General features: G+C 45.3%; 18 protein-coding genes and 1 other annotated feature. Of the genes, 17 read left to right on the top strand and 1 reads right to left on the bottom strand.

Features of this window, described 5'->3' with window-relative positions:
- Positions 1-3: 3 nt before the first annotated feature.
- The 14 genes from AC1DPK_RS31055 to AC1DPK_RS30990 all read left to right on the top strand — a co-directional run bounded on the left by AC1DPK_RS31055 (position 4) and on the right by AC1DPK_RS30990 (position 20141).
- Entirely contained in the window at positions 4-936 is a 933-nt protein-coding gene (locus AC1DPK_RS31055) for an ABC transporter ATP-binding protein (protein ID WP_441913191.1), read from the top strand.
- The gene (locus AC1DPK_RS31050; protein ID WP_477512663.1) at positions 933-1838 is read left to right on the top strand and encodes an ABC transporter permease; all 906 of its coding nucleotides are present in this window, start codon (positions 933-935) and stop codon (positions 1836-1838) included. Before AC1DPK_RS31055 ends, AC1DPK_RS31050 begins: the two co-directional genes overlap by 4 nt.
- 132 nt (positions 1839-1970) lie before the next feature.
- Positions 1971-3965 (top strand): hypothetical protein, encoded by a 1995-nt coding sequence (locus AC1DPK_RS31045; RefSeq protein ID WP_477512662.1) that lies wholly within the window; start codon positions 1971-1973, stop codon positions 3963-3965.
- 15 nt (positions 3966-3980) lie between these two features.
- On the top strand, positions 3981-4970 hold the full coding sequence (locus AC1DPK_RS31040; RefSeq protein ID WP_477512661.1) for an AAA family ATPase: 990 nt from the start codon (positions 3981-3983) through the stop codon (positions 4968-4970).
- Positions 4967-5974 (top strand): DUF58 domain-containing protein, encoded by a 1008-nt coding sequence (locus tag AC1DPK_RS31035; protein WP_477512660.1) that lies wholly within the window; start codon positions 4967-4969, stop codon positions 5972-5974. The genes AC1DPK_RS31040 and AC1DPK_RS31035 overlap by 4 nt, the downstream gene beginning before the upstream one ends.
- 82 nt (positions 5975-6056) lie before the next feature.
- Positions 6057-8045 (top strand): vWA domain-containing protein, encoded by a 1989-nt coding sequence (locus tag AC1DPK_RS31030; protein WP_441884702.1) that lies wholly within the window; start codon positions 6057-6059, stop codon positions 8043-8045.
- The gene (locus tag AC1DPK_RS31025; RefSeq protein ID WP_477512659.1) at positions 8029-10986 is read left to right on the top strand and encodes a VWA domain-containing protein; all 2958 of its coding nucleotides are present in this window, start codon (positions 8029-8031) and stop codon (positions 10984-10986) included. The genes AC1DPK_RS31030 and AC1DPK_RS31025 overlap by 17 nt, the downstream gene beginning before the upstream one ends.
- A gap of 38 nt (positions 10987-11024) precedes the next feature.
- A complete protein-coding gene (locus tag AC1DPK_RS31020; protein ID WP_477512671.1) occupies positions 11025-12095 on the top strand; it encodes a CHAP domain-containing protein in 1071 nt (356 codons plus the stop codon).
- A gap of 106 nt (positions 12096-12201) precedes the next feature.
- Positions 12202-12513, top strand: a complete 312-nt coding sequence (locus AC1DPK_RS31015; protein ID WP_477512658.1) for a rhodanese-like domain-containing protein — start codon at positions 12202-12204, stop codon at positions 12511-12513.
- Positions 12514-12684: 171 nt separating this feature from the next.
- Positions 12685-13611: an aminoglycoside phosphotransferase family protein gene (locus AC1DPK_RS31010; protein ID WP_477512657.1), complete on the top strand. Its 927-nt coding sequence runs from the start codon at positions 12685-12687 to the stop codon at positions 13609-13611.
- 196 nt (positions 13612-13807) lie between these two features.
- Positions 13808-14554, top strand: coding sequence for a type I methionyl aminopeptidase (map, locus tag AC1DPK_RS31005; protein WP_441884758.1), 747 nt, complete (start codon positions 13808-13810; stop codon positions 14552-14554).
- 451 nt (positions 14555-15005) lie between these two features.
- Positions 15006-15410, top strand: a complete 405-nt coding sequence (locus AC1DPK_RS31000; protein ID WP_441884692.1) for a hypothetical protein — start codon at positions 15006-15008, stop codon at positions 15408-15410.
- 298 nt (positions 15411-15708) lie between these two features.
- A complete protein-coding gene (locus AC1DPK_RS30995) occupies positions 15709-17712 on the top strand; it encodes an endo-1,4-beta-xylanase (RefSeq protein ID WP_477512656.1) in 2004 nt (667 codons plus the stop codon).
- Positions 17676-20141 (top strand): sugar-binding protein, encoded by a 2466-nt coding sequence (locus AC1DPK_RS30990; RefSeq protein WP_477512655.1) that lies wholly within the window; start codon positions 17676-17678, stop codon positions 20139-20141. Before AC1DPK_RS30995 ends, AC1DPK_RS30990 begins: the two co-directional genes overlap by 37 nt.
- Before the next feature lie 120 nt (positions 20142-20261).
- Here the strand turns inward: AC1DPK_RS30990 and AC1DPK_RS30985 are convergent, their stop codons facing one another.
- Positions 20262-20627: a VOC family protein gene (locus AC1DPK_RS30985; protein ID WP_339209049.1), complete on the bottom strand. Its 366-nt coding sequence runs from the start codon at positions 20625-20627 to the stop codon at positions 20262-20264.
- Positions 20628-20747: 120 nt separating this feature from the next.
- Between AC1DPK_RS30985 and AC1DPK_RS30980 the strand changes: the two genes are divergently transcribed.
- From AC1DPK_RS30980 to AC1DPK_RS30970, 3 genes are all read left to right on the top strand, one after another.
- A complete protein-coding gene (locus AC1DPK_RS30980) occupies positions 20748-21284 on the top strand; it encodes a hypothetical protein (protein ID WP_477512654.1) in 537 nt (178 codons plus the stop codon).
- Between the two features lie 76 nt (positions 21285-21360).
- Positions 21361-21597 (top strand) — a binding site (T-box leader).
- Positions 21598-21643: 46 nt separating this feature from the next.
- Entirely contained in the window at positions 21644-23515 is a 1872-nt protein-coding gene (locus AC1DPK_RS30975) for an arginine--tRNA ligase (RefSeq protein WP_477512653.1), read from the top strand.
- 95 nt (positions 23516-23610) lie between these two features.
- The coding region (locus AC1DPK_RS30970; RefSeq protein WP_477512652.1) for a heavy metal translocating P-type ATPase at positions 23611-24830 on the top strand (1220 nt) is incomplete at its 3' end.

Genomic DNA, 24830 nt, shown 5'->3' with positions numbered 1-24830 from the left:
CCGATGATTGAAATCAAACAGCTTTCCAAAACATTCGGAACGTTTCAAGCGCTTAAATCAATAGATCTAACGATTCCGAAAGGAACGGTATTTGGTTTTGTTGGGCCCAATGGGGCAGGGAAATCAACGACGATGTCTATTCTTGCGACATTAATGATACCCACCTCAGGCATCGCAAAAGTAGACGGATTTGACGTGACCAAACATCCGCATGAGGTGCGTAAGCGAATTGGATATATGCCGGATTTTTTTGGTGTGTATGACCAATTCAAAACGTTAGAATATTTGCATTTCTATGGCGCCAGCTATGGTATACCGAAGGCGGAGCGGGAGCAGCTGATTCCGCAATTGCTGGAGCTGGTCAATTTGAGTGATAAAAAAGATGCTTACGTTGACTCGCTGTCTCGGGGTATGAAGCAGCGGCTTTGCTTGGCACGCTGCCTCGTTCATGATCCAGAGCTGCTTATTTTGGATGAGCCTGCTTCCGGCCTTGATCCTCGAGCACGGATTGAGATGAGAGAAATATTGCGAGAGCTGAAGTCAATGGGGAAAACGATCATCATTTCTTCACATATATTGCCTGAGCTTGCCGAAATGGTAGATGAAATCGGCGTCATTGAGCATGGTGAAATGATTGCGATCGGAAATGTCGCAGATATTCAAAATAGATTGCGTGTCAAACGTTTCCTGCATGTGAGATTAGTTGATCGGGAGTCAGAAGCGGAGCTGTTTTTGCGAGATCGCCCTTATGTTAACCGAATTTTCCGAGATGATCGTGGAATACAAATTCACTTTGGCGGACAGGATGCCGAGCAATCGCAGCTGCTTCATGAGCTGGTTGCAGCAGGTTTTCAGCTGATCTCCTTCAGTGAAGCGCAGACGAATCTTGAGGATGTGTTTTTGGAAATTACGAAAGGGGGAGACGGACTCGAATGAAGGAGCAATCTTCGGCAAGAGCAGACCGAATGAGCTGGCGCCACCAGCTTATCAATCCCGTATTGAATAAAGAGTTCAAGCTTAGAATGAGAACGCCTCGCGCGATGTGGACGCTGTTCTTTTACTTATTTGCAATCGGCTTAATGGCTTTAAGCGCTATTTATTTAACTGAAGTAACTTCTGGACGAGGACAGTCCTATAATCCTGAGCAAAGCAAAATTTTGTTTTATTTTATGAGCATGGCACAGCTTGGTTTAATTGCTTTCATGGCACCGGGCCTCACTTCCGGTGTTATTAGCGGCGAACGCGAGAAGCAGACCCTTAATTTGCTGCTCACGACGCAGCAGAGCTCAGCAACGATTGTGCTTAGCAAGCTTGTATCGTCACTAAGCTTTATGGTACTGATTGTGATCAGTACGATTCCTGTATACAGCATGATCTTTTTGTATGGTGGCATCTCGCCAGAACAGCTCTTTCTCGTTTTCTTGTTTTATTTATTTATTATGTTTGTACTCGGCTCCTTCGGCATATTATTCTCGACATTATTCAAGCGAACAATGATTTCTGTCATCGTAACGTATGGCGTTACGTTGTTTATGTTTGGCGGAACAGCATTATTATTTATTGTACTCGTAGGCGTGATGGAGCAAATGCCGCAAACGACTACAAATGCTTACAGCTGGATCGGTCATATTATTGCCTTGAATCCTGCCGCTGCTTTGTACAGCATTTTAGATCCGCTCGTCTCAAATCAAGCCTTTTCTGTAAATTCGATTGGACAGAAAGGGAATAATGCGCCGCTTGCATTGTGGCAGGAGTTCATTATTATCTATACGCTTCTCTCCATCCTTGCTCTATGGCTGGGCATACGTAGACTTCGTCCTCGTTTGAGACGGAAATAATGCTTGAAAAATAAATTATGGTTGCGAAAGAGAGAGTTGTGAAGCAAATCATGCTGTAGAGTAAGGTTTTGCTGCGCAAATGATGCTTACGAAGTAAAGTTTTGCTTTGCAAAACTTATAGGAGGGCCAGTTATGCAAAAAAAGTCGTTGGTTGAACTGCTCCATCCTGTTAGACGCAGGTTGACAATGTTTACAGTGAGCCGTTATGCGCTGATAGGTTTACTTGGAAGCAGTGCTGCTGGCCTTTTGCTGCTTGGTGCAAGCAGGCTGTGGCCTATTTTGCATGTTCGACTGCTTGTGTTCATCATTGCCAGTTTAGGTTTCGTTGTTGGTGCGGGCATTGGATTATGGAAGCGTGCTTCCTTAAGGGAAGCAGCTAGAATGATGGATAAACAAGTAACCGAGGATGCGATATCGACTGCTCTTGATGGGTTAATGCGTGAAGAAGATCACGCTCATCCGATCGTTRTCATGCAGCGAGAAGCGGCAACAGAGGCTGCAGATAAATATGTGAGCGGATTGCATTCTTCGCTGCCGTGGCCAGGCTGGCGAAGCTGGCGTTTGCTCATCTATAGCGCAGCTGCTGTATGGATCGTTTTGGCGATACTGCTATTCCTGCCTAATTCACTTGACGAACGAGCGGAAGCGCTCGCAGCGGCAAAGGAAAGGCTTGTGGCGCTGGATCAAGAAACGGAGAAGCTTACTGATCTCGCGGAGGCAGCAGAGCTGCCAGAGGATCAGAAGCAGGAGCTGCTTAAACCACTGAAGGAGCTGCGCAGCAAGCTCGATTCGCTGGGCAGCGATGGAACTGAGGCGCTAGAGCAGCTGGAGGCTGCGATTAACAAGCTGGAATTAGCAGCTGAAGCGGCGCAAAAAAAGGCGAAGCGGTTGGAAGCTGCGGCGAATACGATGAGCAATGAGCCAAGCCTGCGGCAGCTCGGTCAAGCTTTGCAGGACCGAGACGCCGCAGGCATGCAGCAAGCGATCGACGCTATGCGATCGCAGCTGCACCAACTGTCGCCAGCGCAGCGTGAAGCGCTGGCGAGTGCACTTGAGCGGCTGGCAGCAGAGCAGCCGCAAGAGCAGGGCGCCGCACAGCTTGCTGCGGCGCTTGAACAGGCGGCGCAGCAGGCGCGCGCCGCAGGTGATGCCGGGGCGGACGGCGGAGCCGCCCCGGATGGCGAGAGCGCCGGCGATGCACTCGCGGCGCTTGAGAAAGCGCTCGCCCGCGAATTATCGCAGGGCGAGCTGGAGCAGTTGGCCCGAGGTATGGCGGGCCAGCTCGGGCAAAGCGGGCAGCAGCTGGCACAGCAGCTGGCTGCGGAAGGCGCCGCGGGCGTTGCGCCCGGCACTGGCTCTAGCTCTAATGCTGCATCCGGCACTGCTCCGCAATCTAACTCTAGTTCCAGCTCTGGTTCAGGAACTAGCTCAGGCACTGGATCTAGCTCTGGCTCCGGTACTGGCTCTGCCTCTGCCTCCGACTCAGGCACTGGCTCCGGGTCTGGCACTGGCTCTGGCTCTAGCTCTAGCTCCGGCACTGGCTCTGCCTTAGGTACTGGATCTAGTTCTGGCACTGGCTCTGGCTCTAGCTCTAGCTCTAGCTCCGGCACTGGCTCTGGCTCTAGCTCTAGCTCTAGCTCTAGCTCTAGCTCTAGCTCTGGCTCCGGCACTGGCATTGGCACTGGCTCCGGCACTGGCACTGGCATTGGCATTGGCACTGGCACTGGCATTGGCATTGGCACTGGCACTGGCTCAGGTTCTGGTTCTGGCTTTGGATCTGGTACTGGCTCTGGATCTGGCTCTGGATCTGGTTCTGGCACTGGCTCTGGCTCTGCCTCAGGCACTGGACCAGGAGCTGGCACAGGAGCGGGCAGCAGAAATTTGATCACAACGCCTCGTACGATGCAGGGCTCCGGTAATGTACAGCAGGATGGTGGTCCATCAACAGGGGGACAGACCGTAAATGGCGGTCAATCCCCGATGATCGATGGAACGACACGTCCTTATGAGGATGTCTATAACGAATATGCAGCAGAAGCGAAGCAATCGCTAGGACGCTCACAGCTGCCTGATAGTATGCAGGAGAAGGTTAAGCAATATTTTGATCAAATTCAACCGAACCGATAATGGAGATGATCCGATATGATTGAATCCAAAGCACAGTTAGATGAGGCTGCCGCGCGGATTGCTGCATTGAAAAAAGAGATTGGCCGTGTCATCGTCGGTCAGCAAGCCGTTGTGGAGCAGTTGCTCTGGTGTTTGCTTGCCGGAGGTCATGCCCTTCTCGAAGGAATACCAGGCCTTGGCAAAACGATGCTGATCCGGACTGTTGCGGATTGCATCTCTTTACAGTTTTCTCGTATCCAATTTACGCCTGATTTAATGCCTTCGGATATTACGGGTACAACATTGATAGATTTTGGTACCCAAGGCGCAGCCGCACATCGGTTTCAAGCAGGCCCGATTTTCGGAAATTTAGTGCTCGCTGATGAAATCAATCGGGCGACGCCCAAAACACAAAGCGCATTGCTGGAAGCTATGCAAGAGGGTACGGTAACAGCAGGCGGGGAGACGCATCAGCTGCCAAAACCTTTTTTTGTGCTGGCTACCCAAAATCCGATAGAACAAGAGGGAACCTATCCGCTGCCAGAAGCGCAGCTTGATCGTTTTTTGCTCAAAATTGGAGTGGATTATCCAAGCCGCGAGGAGCTTAAACAAATCGTGCTCCGCACAACTTCAATTACTCAGCCCAAAGTATCGGTTGTCCTTTCCGCGGCTGAATTATTGGATCTGCAGATGTCTGCTAAACAGATTTTAGTCGCCGATGATGTGCTTGATTTAGCGGTTAAGGTTGTTATGATGTCGCATGCTGGCGAGCCTGACGCACCTGAAGAGGTTAAACGATACGTACGATTCGGAGCGGGACCGCGTGCTGTTCAAGCCATTATCGCTGTTAGTAAAGTTAGAGCATTATCAGCTGGAAGGCTTCATATTTCTTGGAATGACATTCGGCAAACGGCTTTGCCGGTGCTTCGGCATCGACTCGTGCTTAGCTATGAGGCACAAGCGATGGGCTTGTCGAGCGACCAGATGTCCGAAGCCATTTTAACGGCTGTGGAGGCCGCGCGATGAGCGTGAGCAAAGAATCAGCAAATTCATTACAGAATGCCTATTCTCCATCTGCCGGACTTTCGAATCAGGAAGCTTTGAAGCTATTATTTCCTAATCTATCTTTTCTTACGGAGCTTGAACGAATGCGTATTCGTGCAGGTAACCGCATCAAAGGTTTGCTGGCAGGCAAAAGGCGCTCCAGCTCGCTTGGCGGATCGCAAGAATTTGCTGATTATCGGCCTTATTCATCCGGTGATGATATCCGCCGAATAGATTGGAATGTTTACGGCCGAACAGGCAAAGCTTTTATTCGGCAATATTGGGATGAACAAGAGCTGCAGGTTAGCCTCTACATCGATGTATCACAATCCATGGCTTTTGGACATTCAGATACAAACAAGCTTCAATATGCATTAAGACTAGCTGCATGCTTAGGGCATATTGCCCTTTGCGGAGATGATCGAATTTCGGTGCGTTTGTTTCGTGATACGATCATTAAGGAGCTGCAGCCGCTGCATGGACGTGTTTCTTCATCAAAGCTTTTTCATTTTTTAGCAGATGCCATGCAGCAGTTGGAGAGGGATAGCGATTCTTCTTCCTCTGCCGCAACAAAATTCGTTAACATGGCAGCACCATTCCAGACGGCAGCTGCAATGCCGAGACGTTCTGGTTCCGCGTGGGTACTTACAGATGCTATGTTTGAACAGGGAATCGAAGAGACTCTCATTTCATTAACAGCAGCAGGTCAACAGGTTGTGCTGGTACATCTATTGTCGCCTGATGAGTTGAGCCCCGATTTGAGCGGAGAACTCAAGCTAATTGACAGCGAGTTGGGGACGGGAAAGGAAGTAGCGATAGGTCAAAAGCTGCTTCAGGAATACCGCAGTGCAGTTGCAGGCTTTCAAAATGAACTGAAGAGCGTATGCGCAGCACGCGGCGCCTCCTATATTTTCGTCAATACTGGTGTTTCATTAGCGGAAACGGTTAGACACACTTTTTTGTCCTCGCATGTACTTAACAGCTAGATTTATCGCTTTATAAGGTTTTTGCATATGTACTTTCCTAGATCTCTTTAAAGCATGATTAGAATGGATTGGAGGGTATTGGATGCAGTTTTTGTCCGTGGCATCGGCTTGGTTTGCATTTGCGTTGCCAGCTATCGCTGCCATGTATATCCTAAAGAGAACCTATAAGAACCAGCATATCGCTAGTCACCTGCTATGGAGACGGGTATTGCAGGAGCAGGAAGCGAATCGGCCATGGCAAAAGCTCCGCAGCCGCTGGCTTCTCATTTTGCAGCTGCTCGTTGCTCTAATACTCGTTTTCGCTTTAATGGAGCCAATAGTCATGAGGCAGGCAGCACCATTTGGTCATGCTGTCCTCCTCATTGATCGTTCTGCAAGCATGTCGGCAAAAACAGGAGACAACAATCTTACTGCGAAGACAAGCCTTGAATCAGCAATAGAAGCAGCAGAGATCTGGCTTGACAAACAATCAAATGCTCGATTGATTACGATTGTTGCCACAGGTGCGCAGCCTGAAGTGTTGACGAATCGCCAAAGAAACAAAGAGCAGATGAAACGACAACTGCAAGCGATAACACCTTTTTATGGAAAAACAGATCATACCGCAGCCCTTTCGTTAGCAGATTCTTTGTTGCAAGAGGATTCAAATGGAGAGGTCGTAATTTTTACAGATGGCCAGTGGTCAGATGCTGCAGAAGCCAACAAGCTCAACCTGCATGCAAAAGTTGAGCGTGTAATCGTAGGACAAGCGAGCTCTGACAGCAATGTATCGCTTTTATATTTTGGCATCAAAGCAGATTCGAACGATAGCGGTAAAAGTGTGGGTATGATTACGATAAAAAATGACAGCAAGCGGGAGCAGACGGTAAACCTTGATGTATTCGCTGCAAATGATGAGAGTGACGTGAAAAAGCAGATTCTAGCTGCAAATCGAACCGTTATTGTTCCAGCAGGCGAGTGGGAAAGCGTGGAGATCGTCGATCTTCCTCCAGCCCTTTATTACAAGGCCAGAATTGAACAACGCATGGATGCTGTTGTCATTGATAACACGGCATTTCAATTTCCGACAATTCCAAGTGCTAGGCAAGCACTTCTCATTTCGGAAGGAAATTTGTTTCTGGAGAAAGCACTTCAGCTGGCAGGCGTCCAAACGGTAAAAATAAGTCCAGACAGCGCCGTTCCAACAGGTGAGCAGGTTAATAGACTGGATTGGATTATTTTAGATGGGATGAATGAACGGCTGCTGGCCGACTCTGAATGGTCCCTGCTGCTTAAATCAAAGCCGCTATGGATGATCGATCATCCCGATCAATCGGATGAAACAGCAAGTATTCCAACGAACACGAGAGTAGAGAAGAAGGAGCATCCCCTTACGACTTATATCACATTTGCTGATACGCATATTGGTCGACTGGAGAAGCCTGATGCATCTGAGCTTTTATGGGGAGAGCCGGTACTTAGCTATGGCGGAATACCAGCAATTTATGCAGGCAAGGAGAATGGCAAGGCGAAGCTTCGCTTTACTTTTAATTTTCAAGATACAGATTTGCCGCTCCGGCCAGAGTTTCCGATTCTTATCCTTCAAGCTGCACAGTGGATGAGCGGCGGTTCTCGCCTTGAGCTTGGTTCTGTCATTTCTGAGCAGTTAATGGAAATTTCTCTACATACGAATACGGTTAAAGCGGTTTGGGAAGCGGTTGAGCTTACAGGAGGAGACTCTCGAGCTGAGCGTGCGCTGCTTCGTCAGTCAGCAGAGCTTGATTTGGATTCAGCTGGATTATATATCGCACCCTCCATTCCAGGGTTATACCGCCTCGTAGAAAGCGACATAGATCAAATGGCTGTAAGCAGTCGGATGCTCGCTGTCACGGTTGATCATGAGGAGCTTCAGAAAAATGGAGCCGATGCAGAGGTGTTTTTGCCGAACGCAACCTCTGAGCTCACTCCAGCTCCCGGCATAGATCGTTCAACAGATGAACAGCAGATATCATTGCAATTGTATATTGTGATTTTATTGCTCTTCATAATGGCAGCTGAATGGGAGGTGTATCGCCGTGGGCTTTCAGGCTGAGTTCCCGCTCGCGTTTCTATTGCTGCTTCCTTGGCTTTTATATATCGTTTGGATGTTCAAAATGACCCTTCGACTTCGCGGCCGCAGAAAAATAATGTCTATTGCCACACGATCGATTATACTGTTACTCCTGATTGCAATTGCAGCTCAAGTCCAGCCGTTTATTGAGCGAGAGCAGCGCAGCCTCGTATTTGTCGCTGACAGGTCAGAGAGCATGCGAGCCGACAAACGTATAGGCCAGTGGATAAATGAGGCGTGGACTGCTAAAGAAGAAGCTGATCGGGGAGGAATCATTTCTTCGGGGTTGAATGCGGCAGTTGAACGGACGGTTACGAATAAGGACTTAGCAGGGGATACCGAGTTTAATTTCCAAGCGAATGTCAATCGGAACTATACCGATCTGTCACAAGGGCTTCAGTTAGCAGGAGCTATGCTGCAAAAAGAAGGCGGAGGACGTATTGTTCTGCTCTCTGATGGTGCAGAAAATACAGGTGATGTACTTCGACAAGCACGTATGCTCAAAAATGCAGGTATTTCCGTTGATGTTGTCCATATCAACACTTCGGTTGTAACGGATACCTCGATTGAAGAACTGAATGTACCGGCAGCTCTTAAGCAAGGGGAGACTTTTACCTTTGAGATTGCCATTAACAGTACAATTGCGGGTCAGGCGCAGCTTCGACTATATGCAGATGATACTGAGCTCTCAGTTTCGGATATCCAGCTTGAAAGAGGCGAAAATCGTTATTCGCTGCAAAGCGTTGCGCTGGACCCGGGCTTTCACCGTTTTAGAGCTGAAATATTTACGGCAGGCGATGAACAGCCGGCAAATAATACAGCACATGCCTTTAGCCGGGTAAGTGGTCCACCAAATGTATTAATTGTGGAAGGCGTCCCTGATTCCTCAGCTAACATAGAAGCTGCACTGCAAGCTTCCATCATCCGTTACGAGACGATCATGCCAGAGCAATTGTCGGTCGAGCTAGCACAATATGCAGCATATGACAGCATTATTATGAATAATGTATCCGCTGCGCGTATAGCTGAGAAGCCTATGGAATGGATTGCAAAAGCCGTTAGCGATTATGGGGTAGGCTTGATGATGGTCGGAGGTGACGAAAGCTTTGGGCTTGGCGGTTATTTCAAAACGCCAGTTGAGCGTGCGTTACCCGTATATATGGACTTGCAAGGAAGAAAACAAATTCCATCGCTAGGACTTGTACTCGTCATTGATCGATCTGGAAGCATGTCGGATGGCAAGCTTGACCTTGCGAAAGAAGCTGCCATGCGAACGATTGAGCTGCTGCGAGATACAGATACAGTAGGAGTAGTTGCGTTTGATTCTTCGCCTTGGTGGGTTGTAAAGCCGACGAAGCTTACAGATCGCCAAGCTGTCCTTGATCAAATCCAAAGCATTCAGCCTGAAGGAGGCACCGAAATATTTTCAGCGCTGAATGAAGGTTATGAAGGTTTATATAAGCTTGACGCACAGCGCAAGCACATGATTTTGYTGACGGATGGTCAATCTTCAACGAATGCCAACTACAATACGATTACAGATGCAATGAATGAGAAAAATATGACGTTGTCGACAGTTGCTGTAGGAGAAGGCGCTGATCAAAATCTGCTTGAGCAGCTGGCCAAAAATGCCAAAGGACGGTATTACTTTACGAAAGACGAAAGCACGCTTCCCGCTATTTTTAGCCGAGAGACCGTGATGATGTCTAGAACGTACGTCGTGGAGCAAACCTTCACCCCAAGTATCGGTCAAGCAGGAGAGTGGTCTTCCCTTTGGCGCAATGGATTGCCTGCAATCCATGCCTATATAGCAACTACGCCGAAAGAAACAGCTGAGATTGCATTATGGACACCTGAAGGCGATCCACTCCTCGCACGCTGGTCTTATGGTTCTGGAAGGACGGTTGCATGGACTAGTGATTTAAGCGGAAAATGGTCAAGCCAATGGGTGCAATGGGCAGAGCTTCCTAAAGTTTTCGTTGATTGGGTAAAATGGACGTTTCCACAGTTTGAGCATGCTCCTTATTCCATTACTGCACAAGTAGATGGTAATGAAGCAAAGTTAACCGTTCATTCACAGGCAGAGGGAGCAGGGGCTGACAGCAAGCTTTCTGCAGGTATTCTGAATCAAGAGGGAGAAAGCGAACGGAAGCGGTTAATGCCAGTGGCACCTGGTGAATTTGAAACGAAGCTAGCAGTTACTGAACCCGGTGTTTATTTGGTGCAAATTGGTCAAGGGGATAGTCATTCGTCTATTCAAAATGGGAATACGGCAGGATTTGTGATCCCTTATTCGCCAGAATATCGAATCGCAAATCAGGATGGTTTAAAGCTGCTTGAACAGGTGGCCGCCACAACTAGTGGAAGAATGTTAGATCCAACAGACCCAAAGCAAGCCTTCCAATTTGAACCTGTTCTTACACGGCAAGTTTATAACTGGACACATGGCCTTCTCGTGGCAGCACTGCTGCTATGGCTGCTCGATATCGCCATTCGCAGATTGTCTATTTCATGGAAACGTAGGTTTCAGCTGCTTATCCAAACTAGAAAAACGAAGTTATCAATCCAGCGAGATAACGAAAGAGCCTTAAGTGGCCATTCGTCAAGCTCTGTGAGTCGCTTAAAGGAAAGAAAGTCAGAAGCAGTCCGTTTTTATAGCGGAGATAACCATCCACGATATCGTGAAGAAAAAGGTCAATCGGGAGATGCTTCGGGCAAACGAGACGATGAGGAAAAAGTGAATGTTTCTATTGCAAGGAACACGAGCGTACAAGTGCCAACCAGAGAGGTGGAGCGCACGCAAGAAAATGATCCCAGTGTTGCAAGAGAACTAGATTCGAGTCGAGCTAATATGCAAGGTAAAGCAGATAACGGAGCCACGATCAATCGTCTACTTGCAGCTAAAAACAGAAAGAAGCGTTAGTATACTACTATTAATGCGGAGGAGGTGCCCATTTGAACATGATAAAAAAAGAACATCGAATGGAAAGCATTCGTTTTTTTGTCCAAGAATTGATTTCATCGATCAATAATGAGGTGAAAAAACAAGAAGCGTCTATTCATTTATTCGGCGTTGCTAGCTTGGCCTCCATGTTGGCAATGAAAAGAGGACAGGATGCTGAGCTCGCTTCAATCGCAGCATTGCTTCACCGATATTATGATTACAAAACCGGTATTAGTGAGTTTTCTGGTCTTAACAGCGCAGAATCCGTACGACCTTTTATTCGGGATTTGGATCTGTTTACGAAGGAAGAGCAAAATACAATTCTTAGAGCGATCTTTTATTATGAAGACAGAAGCAGAAGCCAATGGCCTTATGAAGAAATTTTAAAGGACGCCTATTTATTGCAATTGTATCTTCACCAGCCAAATCATTGTTTTGATCAGGACGGTAAAAGTAGACTTGAAAAGGTATTAAATGAACTTATGATTCCTGCCAAGTTTGTAGGAGCGTTAATAAACTGTGATACTGGCGGGACGGATGAGCGTTCAACTACGCGCGAGCTGCTTGCTGACATCGCAGAGTCGCTTGCGGCTAAAGATATTATTGGCGTTCCTGGCGATGAACGGTATAGAGAAATATGCCGATATTGGCCGGACTCTGATATCCATAAAGTGTTGAAAAATAGCTGGTGCGCTGCATTTGTTTATTATTGCTGCAAATTGGCAGGATTTCGTCTCCCCATTCGTTACCCGAATGGTGTTTGTCGTTTTGCGGGTGTAGCTGCTTGGCTGGAATGGGCACAACTGCCTGAAATCGGATTTTTTTATAAGGATGGGCAGGAAGGATTTACACCTCAGCGAGGCGATATTGTCATTTACGATAAGCTGCTATCTGATGAGCCTCATGATCATATTGGCATCATTTTGAGTTGCGAGGATACTCAGTTACTCGTAGCTGAGGGTAATCGAGACAATCAGAACTACTCAGATGTTTTTTACAGGGAAAGACAACGCTTTATACTAGGGTACATACGGATAAGTAATGACTACCAATATGAATGGAGCGGCGAGTATGTTCCAATTAATTAATGCTATTAATAATTAAGTGGGTTAATCAAGATAGACATGAGCTGGCCGTAGCGTTACAATGCTTGTAAATGAAAATTTAAATGCAACGCTTGAAGGGATGGGTAACATGTACTCAGAGATTACGACAGCCGAGTTAGAGAGCCAGTTGAAGGAAGGTAAAACCTTAAATCTAGTTGATGTTCGTGAAACAGAGGAGTGGCAAGAAGGCCATATTAAAGAAGCGCGCAGCATCCCGCTATCGTCGCTCCAAGAGCGGATTGATGAGTTTCAGCAAGGGGAAGAAGAGATCCTTATTATTTGCCGCAGCGGCGGTCGCAGCGGGAAAGCTTGTGATTACCTCGAATCTCAAGGTTATAAAGTAGTAAACGTAGCTGGCGGCATGCTTCAATGGCAAGGCGAAGTAGCTACTGGAGAATAATAGAATAATAGGTTTCTAAAAAAGCCCATTGCGGGCTTTTTTTATTTGCATATTCGAATGCAGGAATAGATCACCTGAGGTAAAAGTATCAAATGAATATATCTATTGTTTCTCTTGCTGCGTTTAACGAAATCAAGCTATATTTAATCCGAATTATAGGGGGGCTTGATTATGTCGCACACGAAACCGAGCTTATCGATTCAAGAAGTGAATACGGTGCTGCAGTGTCACTTTGGAAGCGAAGTAAGCCATATTATGGCTAATGAAGGCGGTAATTTCAGCAGCGTTTTTTTCTTCGAATGGGCAAATGAACCATATGTAATACGCTTCAATTCATCCAAAGAATCATTTCTGCAGGAAGAGACGATTTCAAATCTGCTTTCTTCACAAGAGTTGCCTTATCCGAAAGTTTGCGGTATCGGTGAAGAGCGGCATTTCTCCTATTGTATTTCTGAGCGAAAGCTTGGAATCGTACTGGCGGATTTGCAGGCTGAGCAAAAAATGGCCGTTGTGCCGGATTTGGTTCATGTCATCTCCAAGATGAATCAGGTTCATTTAGGACAAACAACAGGATATGGCCCGGTCATCGACGGAAAAAATGGTCAATATGCGGATTGGGAGTCATTTGTAGCATCGTTTTTTGCAGAGAATCAGGAGGGAACCTTTTGGGAAAACTGGCATGAGCTGTATCAGACGACCTGTTTAGAGCGTGATGTTTTTGAAGAGATATATTCGAGGCTGTTGGCATTTTGCAGCTATAACGCAGCACATAGACATTTTGTTCATAATGATTGTCATGAGTGGAATATTATTTCTGATGGCAGCAGCATTACCGGAATTATAGATGCAGGTTTCATCTATGGCGACTTTATGATCGATATAGCGACGATAGAAGAAGCAGTACCTGGTATAGATTTGGGTGAAGCATTCCGTGTTCATTATGAGCATTTAGGCAAACCAATTGAAAACTTTAAAGAACGGCTTATTGGAGCTCGATACTTTAAAGGTCTGGACGGTCTTCGCTTTTTTGCGAAAATGGGCTGGGATCATGCATATATCGAGCTTCGTGATAAGCTGCTATCTCTCCCTAAGGGATAAAACCTTATAATGCTTCTCTACACACTCAGAGACATTTGCACATATAATGAGAACACGCAACTGACAACATGCTGACGGTTTTTGTGCAGTTTGGATATATTTTTTTTACCATTTGAGGTATCCTTAGAATCACATTGTTTTTTAGAAAAATACTTCAGGCATCATTGTCCATGAAGTAAAGGATTGGGTGATTGAAATGATTGTTATCAAGACGAGTGAAGAAATAGCAAAGATGAAAAAAGCTGGTGAAATTTTAGCTGCTTGCCACCGAGAGCTGCGTACATTTATTCAAGCAGGCAAAACGACATTAGAGATTGATAAATTTGTCGAAGCTTTTTTGCAAAAGAATGGAGCAACTCCTGAACAAAAAGGATATCACGGTTACCCTTTTGCAACATGTGCCTCGGTTAATGATGTAATATGCCACGGTTTTCCAAGTGAGCGGGCATTAGTCGATGGTGATATCGTAACCATTGATATGGTAGTCAACCTAGACGGTTGGTTAGCAGATTCCGCTTGGTCTTATGCAGTCGGCAATATATCGGAAACATCACAAAAGCTGCTTGATGTGACAAAGGAATCCATGTATAAAGGGATAGAGCAGGCTGTAGTCGGAAACAGAATCGGCGACATATCTCATGCGATTCAAGCTTTTGCTGAAGCACAAGGCTTCTCGGTTGTAAGAGATTTTATAGGTCACGGTATTGGTCAGAAAATGCATGAGGAGCCTCAAGTGCCTCATTATGGCCCGCCGAATCGAGGTACACGTTTAAAGGCCGGGATGGTTTTGACAATTGAGCCTATGCTTAATACTGGGAAGTACCACAGCAAAATCGATGAAGACGGATGGACGGCTAGAACGATCGATGGCGGTTTATCTGCGCAATACGAGCACACGCTTGCTATTACAGAAAATGGTCCGATTATTTTAACCGAGCAATAGATTTAATAAATGAACAGACTATAGCCAATTAATATGGCCTAATGGCCACTACTATAAATTTCATTGTACTTGGCCTGCGTGCCTGTTTGTTCCTAGTGGAACAAAAGGCCACAGGCTATTTTATTTTATAGAACAAAATTCTAAGTTTAGAAACTGTCCCCAAAAGGGCGTGAGTGAGTAGACTTTATGGATGTAGAAAGAACCTTCCAATAAACTGTAAAAGTGGAAACGAAGGTTCTTTTCTCGAAAATTAATAGATGTAAAGCTTGGGTATGGATTCCGAAGTTAACTTTTTAAAACACCCTTCTTTTTAAACATTTTTTAACGACATGTTACTTTTTTAATAGGAAGAGTGTCTTATTACATATCAGGAAGAAGTTAGTCTTCATGCATATTTCGGAAAAACGCATCGATAATCAGATGAATACCTTGAAGAGAGGGAGGAGCCATATTGAGCAAAAAAATGGGATATATGTTATTAGGCGTTTTCTCTTTGCTGCTTGTCATTTTTTTATTCAACTGGCTTAGAACAAATACTGACAATTTCGGAATGCTGCAGAGCTTCTCTGTGACGATTAATAATCAATCGGATTATGATATCGTTTCGGTTGAAACTGGAATTATTTCAAGCCTTGAAAAGCATAGCTATGCAAAAATAATAAAAGCTGGCGACACGGTTCGAATAAAACCGCAATTGAAATTAACAGGTGAAGGTGCCGTATACTTGAAATATACGGATGACAGGGGAATGACGAAGGAGACTGTTGCTTGCGGTTATACAGAATCCCTTTCTGGGAGCACGAAGTTAACCGTTGATAATAATGGAGTTACAGAGAATGAACAAAAGTGTATGTAAAGCTTGTTGATCTCTCTAATGTGCAGTTCCGTATTATGCGATTTTAACTAAACGTAATGATAATAATGGTTAAACCCTTTTCTCATTTGTGAGATAAGGGTCTTTTTTGTGCGGATAATTGTCGACTGCTTTGGGTGGAACTCATCCCTTGTAAACTGTAAATCTCTAGTTAAAGTAATAAATATAACTATTATTTTTAGAGCACAATCTATATTTCTTCAGGTATTTTATTCCTTTCTGCTTTGATAAGATTTTTGTGTAAGCGTTATCAATTCGTATTAAGATAAGGGGGATGGAAATGCGAAGGAAGTTAAGTATGCTATTGGCGTTCATTTTGCTCTTCGGTATGCTGACGCCGATAGGAAGATTCGGGAACACAGCTCAAGCAGCATCTACAACAGTGCTTCAAAATGGGTTTGAGGATGGAAATGCTGGCAGCTGGCAGCCGTTTAATTGCAGCGGAGGCACTCCGCAGGCAGCCGTTTCTTCAGAGCAGGCCGCAACGGGATCAAAAGCTTTGAAGTTATCTGGGCGGGGGAGTGTTAGCTGCAGCCCGAGCATTGAGCTCAATGCTTTGCTTCAAGAGGGACATAGTTACGATATTTCGTTTAAAGTAAAGCTAGGAGCAGGTACAGATCAAGCGCATGTTACGATGAGAATGACCGATCAAACGAATAACTTTGATTGGATCGTGGGCAACCAAAACATTGATGATCAAAGCTGGACAACCTTCTCGAAAACATCGTATACGAGACCTACTGGCTCAAAAGCTATGACGATGTATTTGGAGACAGTTTCGTCGACTGCTGACGTGTTTATTGATGATCTCTTGATCGTAGATCATACACCAACTGAAAACCCTGGTAGTGGTGGAGGTACTCCGATTGGGCCATTGGAATTCGGCTATAACTTTGATGGCGGTACAGTAGAAGGCTGGAAACCAAGGGGAGAGGGCGTAGCCGTAGCGGTATCACAAGAACAGCAAAAGTCAGGCCAATACAGCTTGAAAACGACAGGCCGTTCGTTGGACTGGAACGGGCCGGCCGTTAGTGTATTCGACAAAATGACCAGAAATGCAAAATATGAGGTTACAGCTTTCGTCAAGCTTACTGAAACGCCTTCCGCTTCCAGAACGATAAAGTTATCGGCTGAACTGGATGCAAGTGGTTCATATAGCTGGGTAAGCATTGCCTCAGCAGCAGTAACTTCGACAGATTGGGTACAGCTTAAGGGGACATTTAGTTTCAATTCGAATTTAACAGATTTAAGCTTCTATGTTGAAAGTTCGGGTGTAAGTGACGCTTATTATATCGACGATATTAATGTCTTAATGACGGAACCGCCGCCTAAGACATCCCTACCTGTTCAGACAGATCTAGCGAAGCTGAAGGATGTTTATCAAAATTATTTCAAAGTAGGGGCAGCGCTAGAGCCGATTCAGCTTGAAGGGAAAAGCAGAGAACTTCTAGATATGCATTTCAGTTCAGTCGTTGCTGAGAATGCAATGAAGCCTGGTTCAATTAATTCAACAAAGGGAACTTACAATTTCGAGAGTGCGGATAGGCTTGCCAAATACGCAAGAGACAACAAAGTAAACATGCGATTCCACACGCTTGTGTGGCATGAACAAGCAGCAAACTGGATGTTTAACGATGATAATGGCACCGTATTGAGTCCAACTCCAGAAAACAAAGCGCTTGTTCTCAGTCGGCTAAAAGATTACTTAAGCGCAGTGGTACCAAGATATGCAGACGTCGCGACGGATTGGGATGTCGTGAATGAGGTCATTGATGAGGGCAGGCCGAATGGTATGCGTAATAGTTTATGGTATCAATTAACAGGCGAAGATTTCATTAAAGTTGCCTTTACTGAAACGCGTAGATTGCTCGATGAGTTGTATGCGCAGGACCCGATAAAATATGCAAAGGCTAAGGATTCCAAGCTAGTTATTAATGATTACGGAACAAATAATCCGCAAAAAGCAAACTTTTTATTAACCCTTGTAAAGAGATTAAAAGCAGAAGGTGTGCCTATTGATTCGGTTGGCCACCAAACTCATATTAACATTAGCGGACCGTCAATTCAGCAAATTTCGAATTCAATTAAGATGTTCGGTGAGGCCGGCTTCGACAACCAATTAACTGAATTTGATGTCTCGGTTTATTCGAACAACACGGATGCCTATCAAGAAGTGCCTCAAGATTTGCTTGCCAAACAAGGTTACCGTTTTAAAGAGTTGTTCGAAGAATTGAGAAATTGGATGATATGGGCAGGACAGCTGAAAATCCGGAAGGCTGGATAAGTAATGTTACCTTCTGGGGAATCGCTGACGACCATACATGGCTCCACAATCGTCCGGTCACTCGTCAAGACGCGCCATTTGCTTTCGATAAAAACTTCCAAGCGAAACCTGCTTATTGGGGAATGGTTGATCCAACGAAGCTGGTAGCGGTGAAGAAAACTGCAAATGCTGCAAATGGAAGTCCAAACCCAAGCAACATCAATGATATTTTCTGGAGTACAATTCCAGCTATTTCATTGGAGAAGAGCGGCGTATTAGATGCTGCTATGAAAGTGCTGTGGGATGAAAATAATATCTATGTAAAGGCAATCGTGACTGATCCATCGAAATTTGCTGGTGATAAGGTCGATTTGTTCGTGAAGAGCGGAAATGAAATTAAAAAGGTACAGGTTGAAAGAGGGGTAGCTAACGCTGTAGAAACGAATAAAGGTTATACAATTACTGCTGCTATTCCGTTAAGCGGAAGCGCAGTGGACAGCAAAGTATCTTTTGATATTCGCGTCACAGATTCTGGTTCAGATGACGGTACTGAGCATGGCAAGAATGGCAGTATCATTTCGTGGAGCGATCTTGGAAACAATCAAGATCAGAATAGCAGCGGTTATGGCGAGTTGACGCTTATCTCAGGAACAAAAGTATCAACTGCAAAATACGGCACGCCTATTCTCGACGGTGAAATGGATGCAATGTGGGCGAGCGCCAGCAAGCTTGCTACCCAAGTTAAAGTAGAAGGCGGCGAAGGATCTAAAGCTGAATTTTATACGATGTGGGACGATAAGCATCTTTATGTTTATGCTTTGGTAACCGACAAAAAATTGTCGGATGCGAGTCCAAACCCATGGGAACATGATTCCATTGAAGTTTTCGTAGACCAAAACAATGGAAAAACTAGCGCTTATGAGGGTGATGATGGTCAATATCGAATTAATTACAAAAATCTGCATACGGTAGGCGGTCATGCCTCTCATGACAACTACACTTCGGTGACGAAGACAGTTTATGGGACTGATAATATTGCTACGGGTTACATTGTAGAGGCTGCAATCAACTTGGATTTGATCACTCCAAGCAACGAGACGATCATTGGTTTTGATCTTCAGGTCAACAATGACGATAACGGCACGGGTAAAAGAGATAGCGTATGGATGTGGAACGATCCAACAGGAAAGTCTTATGAGAACACCTCACGATTCGGTGTGCTTGTATTAGCTGGCAAGCCTAATGGCGGCGGAGACCCTAATCCTGGCGGCAACGGCAACACAGGCAGCATTCCTGCTAATAAACCAGGGGAAATTAATGTTACTATAGATGCGAACGGCAATGCTAAGGCATCTATCAGTGCTGCCGATGTGAAAGTTGCTATTGCAGATGCTAAAGCCGGTTTGTTGAAATTCCAGGCTAAAGCTGTGGATAAGGCGAAGCAGGTCGCTTTCAATATTTCTGTTGAGCAAGTTCAAGCTGCGAAAACGGCAGGTATTAAAACCATCGAATTCAACGCTGGCCTTGCTACTGTTCAATTGCCGATTTCATTATTCGAAGCCACTGAATCGACAGGAAATATTGAACTCATTGTTAATAAAATCGCAGCCGAGACAATGTCTAGCGAGGTTCGTGAACAGATTGGAACGAATGCGGTTTATGATTTCAGCTTAATCATTGGCGGCAAGATGATAAGCCAGTTTGGAAATGGTCTGTCTGTAGATGTATCTGTGCCTTACGAGTTGAAGAATGGCGAAAATGCAAATCAAATCGTCATATTGTATATTTCTGAGGATGGGAAGCTTGAAGTGCTTGCGAATAGCAGATACGATGCTGTTACAGGTATAGCCAAGTTTATTACGACTCATTTTAGTAAATATGCTGCTGTTTCAATCGATGTAAGCTTTAAAGATATAACTTCTGTTACATGGGCGAAAGACAGTATTATCGGGCTTGCAGCTCGTGGCATCGTTACGGTTGCATCTTCACAAGCTTTTGAGCCTAATCGTTCAGTGACGAGAGCAGAGTTTATCCATATGCTTATTCAAACGCTAAACCTGAAGCAAGCAGGAGCGATCAGCACATTCCATGATGTGAAGGAAGGCGCTTGGTATTATAATTCAGTTGCTTCAGCTCAGCAATTAGGCATTGTTACTGGGTTGTCAGATGGGACATTCGGCATTAATAACAAAATAAGCCGTCAGGATATGGCAGCAATGGCATACAGAGCGTTGCAGAAAGCGGGCATTCCGTTAGAACAAGTGAACGATAAAGCCCAGTTCAACGATGCAGCAGCAATAGCTGAATATGCCAAAGAGGCTGTAGCCATGCTGCAAGCAGCAGGTACAATTAATGGCATGGGCAACGGCAGCTTCGCACCAAATCAAACGGCAAGCCGTGCACAAGCAGCTGTCATTTTATATCAGTTGCTGCAAAAATCTACGAAATAACTTCTATGTATTTCAAATACAAATGAGTTAAAAAAGAGCCGATAAGATGTTTGTTGGGATATGAGTGCTGGCCCCGTTCTGGGGCTGGCCCATATACAATTCTTCTTAACGGCTCTTGGTTTATTTTCCAACTAGTACAAATACATTGCCATCAGGGGCTTCGAATACAGCGACATGCCCAGACTCCGTAGCAAAGGGTGTTCTAATCCATTGAATTTCTTCATTTTTGCTTAACTCGTTGTGTGCTTCACGGACATCTTCAACAAGAATTTCAACTTCAGTAAATTTATTGTCAGGATGATTGCTAAGAACAAGTTCAGAGCTGTCCTTCATTGGAAATTTTAGACCGATGATTTTCCAAACAAACCCATCCTCTAATGCTCGTTCTATTTTCCAGCTTTCAGTTAGACCCATTGCAGTGTAAAAGGCAAGAGATTTCTCAATTTCGATCGTGTGAATGCAAACGCATTCTAGTTTCTTAAACATAAGGTGCAACTCCTTTGTTATCAATGAGAACATACGTTCTATAATAGATTCTACTATTTTCCATATTGAAAAGCAACCATAAGTAGTATTATACTTTTTATGGATTGGGGGAATATAGGCATGCTTGAATTCTTGTATCACTACTATGATGAATCGACTGGTCCATTCCGCAATTTATCAGACTTAAATCCAGAGGAAGCAGATCGTGTTTTAAACGAAATCATAGTTCAAAATAAAGGCTTCGCTAGCAAACGGTCCACGGATTATTTGAAAATTCGACGGAGTCTCGAATTAAAAGCAAGAGATTTATTTATAGATAAAGGCGGCATGCCCATTCGGAAGTTTCCCCATTATATGACTCTCGGGGAATGTCCATGGCTCTTAGAATGGTATCCAGCAGGTAAAGTACTGCAAGTTCCAATGTCGAATTTCGAGTCAAATACGATTAGTTTTACTTATGGAGATTTGTTTCCGACGATGAGGTTCCAAGACGGAAAGCCTTATCGAGGTCAGGTCTATACTTTGAATGAGATCTTTGAAGTAGTAAGAGAATTTGGATTGCCTCAAGAATGGAATGCCAAAGGAGAGAGAGGACCAGAAAGATACATCGAAGTGCAAGTGTGGGATGATGAACCGTTGAACAAATGGAAGTTATAGTTCGAAAAATGCAGCGAAGCTTGACACCGCGATACACTTCCTGTATAAATACTTCTAAGCATATGAGTTAGAAATAACAACATTAGCGATTGGGACAGTAGTCTAGGACCGATAGTTGCAGCGAGCCGGGTTAGTGGAAGCCGGTACGGATGTCTTAGATGAAGCGGGCCCATGAAATGGTTTGCCGAAACGAACGAAGTTACTTAGTAGGCAAATCCGGTCATTGACCGTTACGAAAACGAGGGGTCAAGCTGCTTATTAGGCTTGGCACTTAGAGTGGTACCACGGGATCTTTATGGCTCTCGTCTCTTATTTTAGAGACGGGGGCCTTTTTTATTTTGATAATAGGAGGAATTACAATGATTCATAAGCTGATTATTGGAGCAATTGAAGAAATAACGCAAGGCATGCTGGAAGAGGGACGTACAGAGCGACCTGAAAATCTCAAAATTGCGGTCGAGCATCCCGTTAACTTAGCGCATGGCGATTATAGCAGCAATATTGCGATGCAGCTTGCTAGGCTTTTAAAACGTGCACCTTCATTGATTGCAGACGACTTCAAACAAAAGTTAATCAAGCATCCAAGTCTTTCCTCATCCATAAAAAAGATTGAAATTGCTTCACCCGGGTTTCTTAACTTTTATGTGAATTGGTCTTGGTGGGCAGTCAATGCAGATCAGCTATCTTCGCAGAAAACGACAGTTAACAAAAAAGTGCTTGTTGAGCATACATCTATCAATCCAAATAAATCAGCGCATATTGGTCATTTGCGTAATTCCTGCGTAGGCGATACGATTGCGCGAATGCTCAGAAGGACGGGTCATCAGGTTGAGGTGCACAACTACATTGATGATCTAGGCAACCAATTAGCGGATACGGTGGTAGGCATTCTTCAGACAAAGTCGGTGCTGCCTTACGAGCGTTTTGGGGATTTTTGCTGGGATACGTATTCAAGCATTAATCGAGCTTATAAAGAGCAGCCAGAATTGCTTGAACAACGTACCAAGGTTCTTGCAGAGCTGGAAGAAGGGCATTCGAATGTAGCATGGATGGGCTTGTTGGTAGCAGAAAGAATTGTACGCGAGCATGTCGAGGAAATGAAGCAGTTTGGCATCACGTATGATGTTCTGGTGTGGGAAAGCAATATTGTGCGTGAAGGCTTCTGGGCTCGCGCGTTTGAACTGCTGCAGTCAACGGGAATATTCCGCAAGGAAACAGAAGGGAAGCTGAAGGGCTGTTATGTGCTGAAGCATTCTGATGAAAACGGAGAACAAGAGGAACAATCGGATTTCCACGCAGATAAAGTGCTCGTTCGCTCAAACGGAATTTTGACTTATACGGCCAAGGATATTGCTTACCATCTGTGGAAGTTTGGATTGCTCGATAACGATTTCCGTTACCAGAAGTTTTCTGATGGTCTGTGGTCAACGCATACGAGTGGTGTAAGGAAAAAAATCGGTCATGCGGATATGGTCATAAATGTAATTGATCAGCGCCAAGAGTATCCGCAGGCTATGGTTAAACAAGCATTGCTCGCTTTGGGTTTTCAGGAGCAAGCAGAGCAGTTAAAGCATGTCAGTTATGGTGTTGTTGCATTAAGCCCTAATACCGCAAATGGTTTAGGTATCGATACGTCAGACGGCAAGCATGCGTATGCGATGTCAGGCAGGCAAGGAATCGGCATAAAAATAGCGGATTTCTTAGTAAGAATGGAACAAATCATAGACGCAAAAAGATCCCGTAAAGGCGGCTTGGCAAGCCGTACAATAGCAGCAGCATCGATTCGTTATTACTTGCTTCGTTTTCATTTGCAAACAGAGGTTGTGTTTGATCTTGATCAAGCAACCGAAATATCCGGCAATACAGGTGTTTATCTGATGTATACGTGTGCTCGCTCCAGCAGTATTTTGAAGAGAGCAGGCGACACTGAGTTTAACCCACAAGCTCTAGCTGAGATTAGCGATCTTGAGAATCAAGAGCATTCATTGCTGAGACATTTAGCTTATTGGCCAGAAACGCTAGAAGCTGCCGCTTTGGAGCTGTCTCCTAATCAGCTTTGTACGTATGTATATGAGCTTTCCRCATTGTTTAACCATTTCTACGCAACATGTCCTATTTTGAAGGTTGAAGGCTCAGCGAAAAGCTTGCGTATTTGGCTCACCGAGCGTTATAAGCAAACGATGCAGGATGCACTTCACATACTGGGACTTCCTGCGCCAAATAGAATGTAAACAGATGTTCCAATCATGCAATTGGCTTGCCCGTCATATAGTTTAACGCAGAGGTACAGGCATTAACAGCGATGAACGAAGGGCGGGTGCTGCAAATGGAGCAGGTACATGATAATCAGGTAGAGGATAGCGACCTTACGATAGATTTTGCGGTTCAGGGCATGAGCTGCTCAGCTTGTGCGGCAAGAATAGAGAAAGCAGTCAGCAAAATGGATGGTGTTCAAATGGCTGCCGTCAGCTTTCCGCTTCGAACCGCTTGGGTGCAGTTTAAGCCTGAGCGGCTCGGAGCGAAACAAATTGCTGAGCGTGTCAAGCAATTAGGTTTTGAAGCGATGCTTAATGAGACAGCTAAAGAAGGCTTGCACAAGGAGCATCGTATATTGAAGCTGCGACTCATAGCTTCAGCGGTACTTACGGTACCGTTATTAACTGGAATGATGCAGCATCTGCCGTTTTTAAGGCCGATGCTTGATTATTTGCCTGCTTGGCTCACTATTCCATGGCTGCAGCTCATACTTGCCACGATTATTCAATTCGCTATAGGCTTGCCTTTTTATTTCGGCGCATATCATGCGGTACGCGAGCGAAGCGCCAATATGGATGTGCTTGTTGTTATTGGAACGACAGCCGCCTATCTGTACAGCCATTATGTCGTATTTCAGAACGGCTTGTTTCGGCCGATCTCAGAGGTGGCTGCTCATGCACCGCCATTGTATTTTGAAACTTCTGCTGTTGTAATCACAGCTGTCCTGCTGGGTAAATACATTGAAGTTTCCGCCTCGCTGCGGGCGCAGCGCGGATCAGACGGCTTCGGCAAACTGCAAAGTCAGACGGCGGCGGTTGAACGGGCAGGTGAAGTGATACATATTCAGACCGAATTTGTTAGAGCGGGCGATATTGTCATCGTACAGGCTGGAGAAACGATTCCGGTCGATGGCATTGTATGCGGCGGTCACTCCGCAACCAACGAATCATTGCTAACAGGCGAGAGTCTGCCGATTGCAAAGCGGGAAGGAGATCAAGTGTGGGCGGGAACTTGGAATGAAAGCTCGCAGCTTCGCATTCGTACGAAGGCGGCAGGCCATGATACGATGCTTAACCGCATACAGGAGCTTGTTCGTCAAGCACAACGGTCGAAATCAGCCATTCAGCGAAATGTAGATGCGGCTGCAAGCTGGTTTGTTCCTGTTATGCTTCTCTTCGCCGTTGCAACGATTTTCATGTGGGGATTATTTCTTGAGCCGGGGAATTGGAGCCGAGCATTCATATGCGGCATTGCTGTTTTATTAGCAGCCTGTCCATGCGCGCTTGGTCT

This window comes from Paenibacillus sp. 01T424 (genome assembly GCF_056398745.1).
The sequence above is the reverse complement of the archived record's forward strand: the minus strand, read 5'-3'. Positions and strand labels throughout refer to the sequence as shown.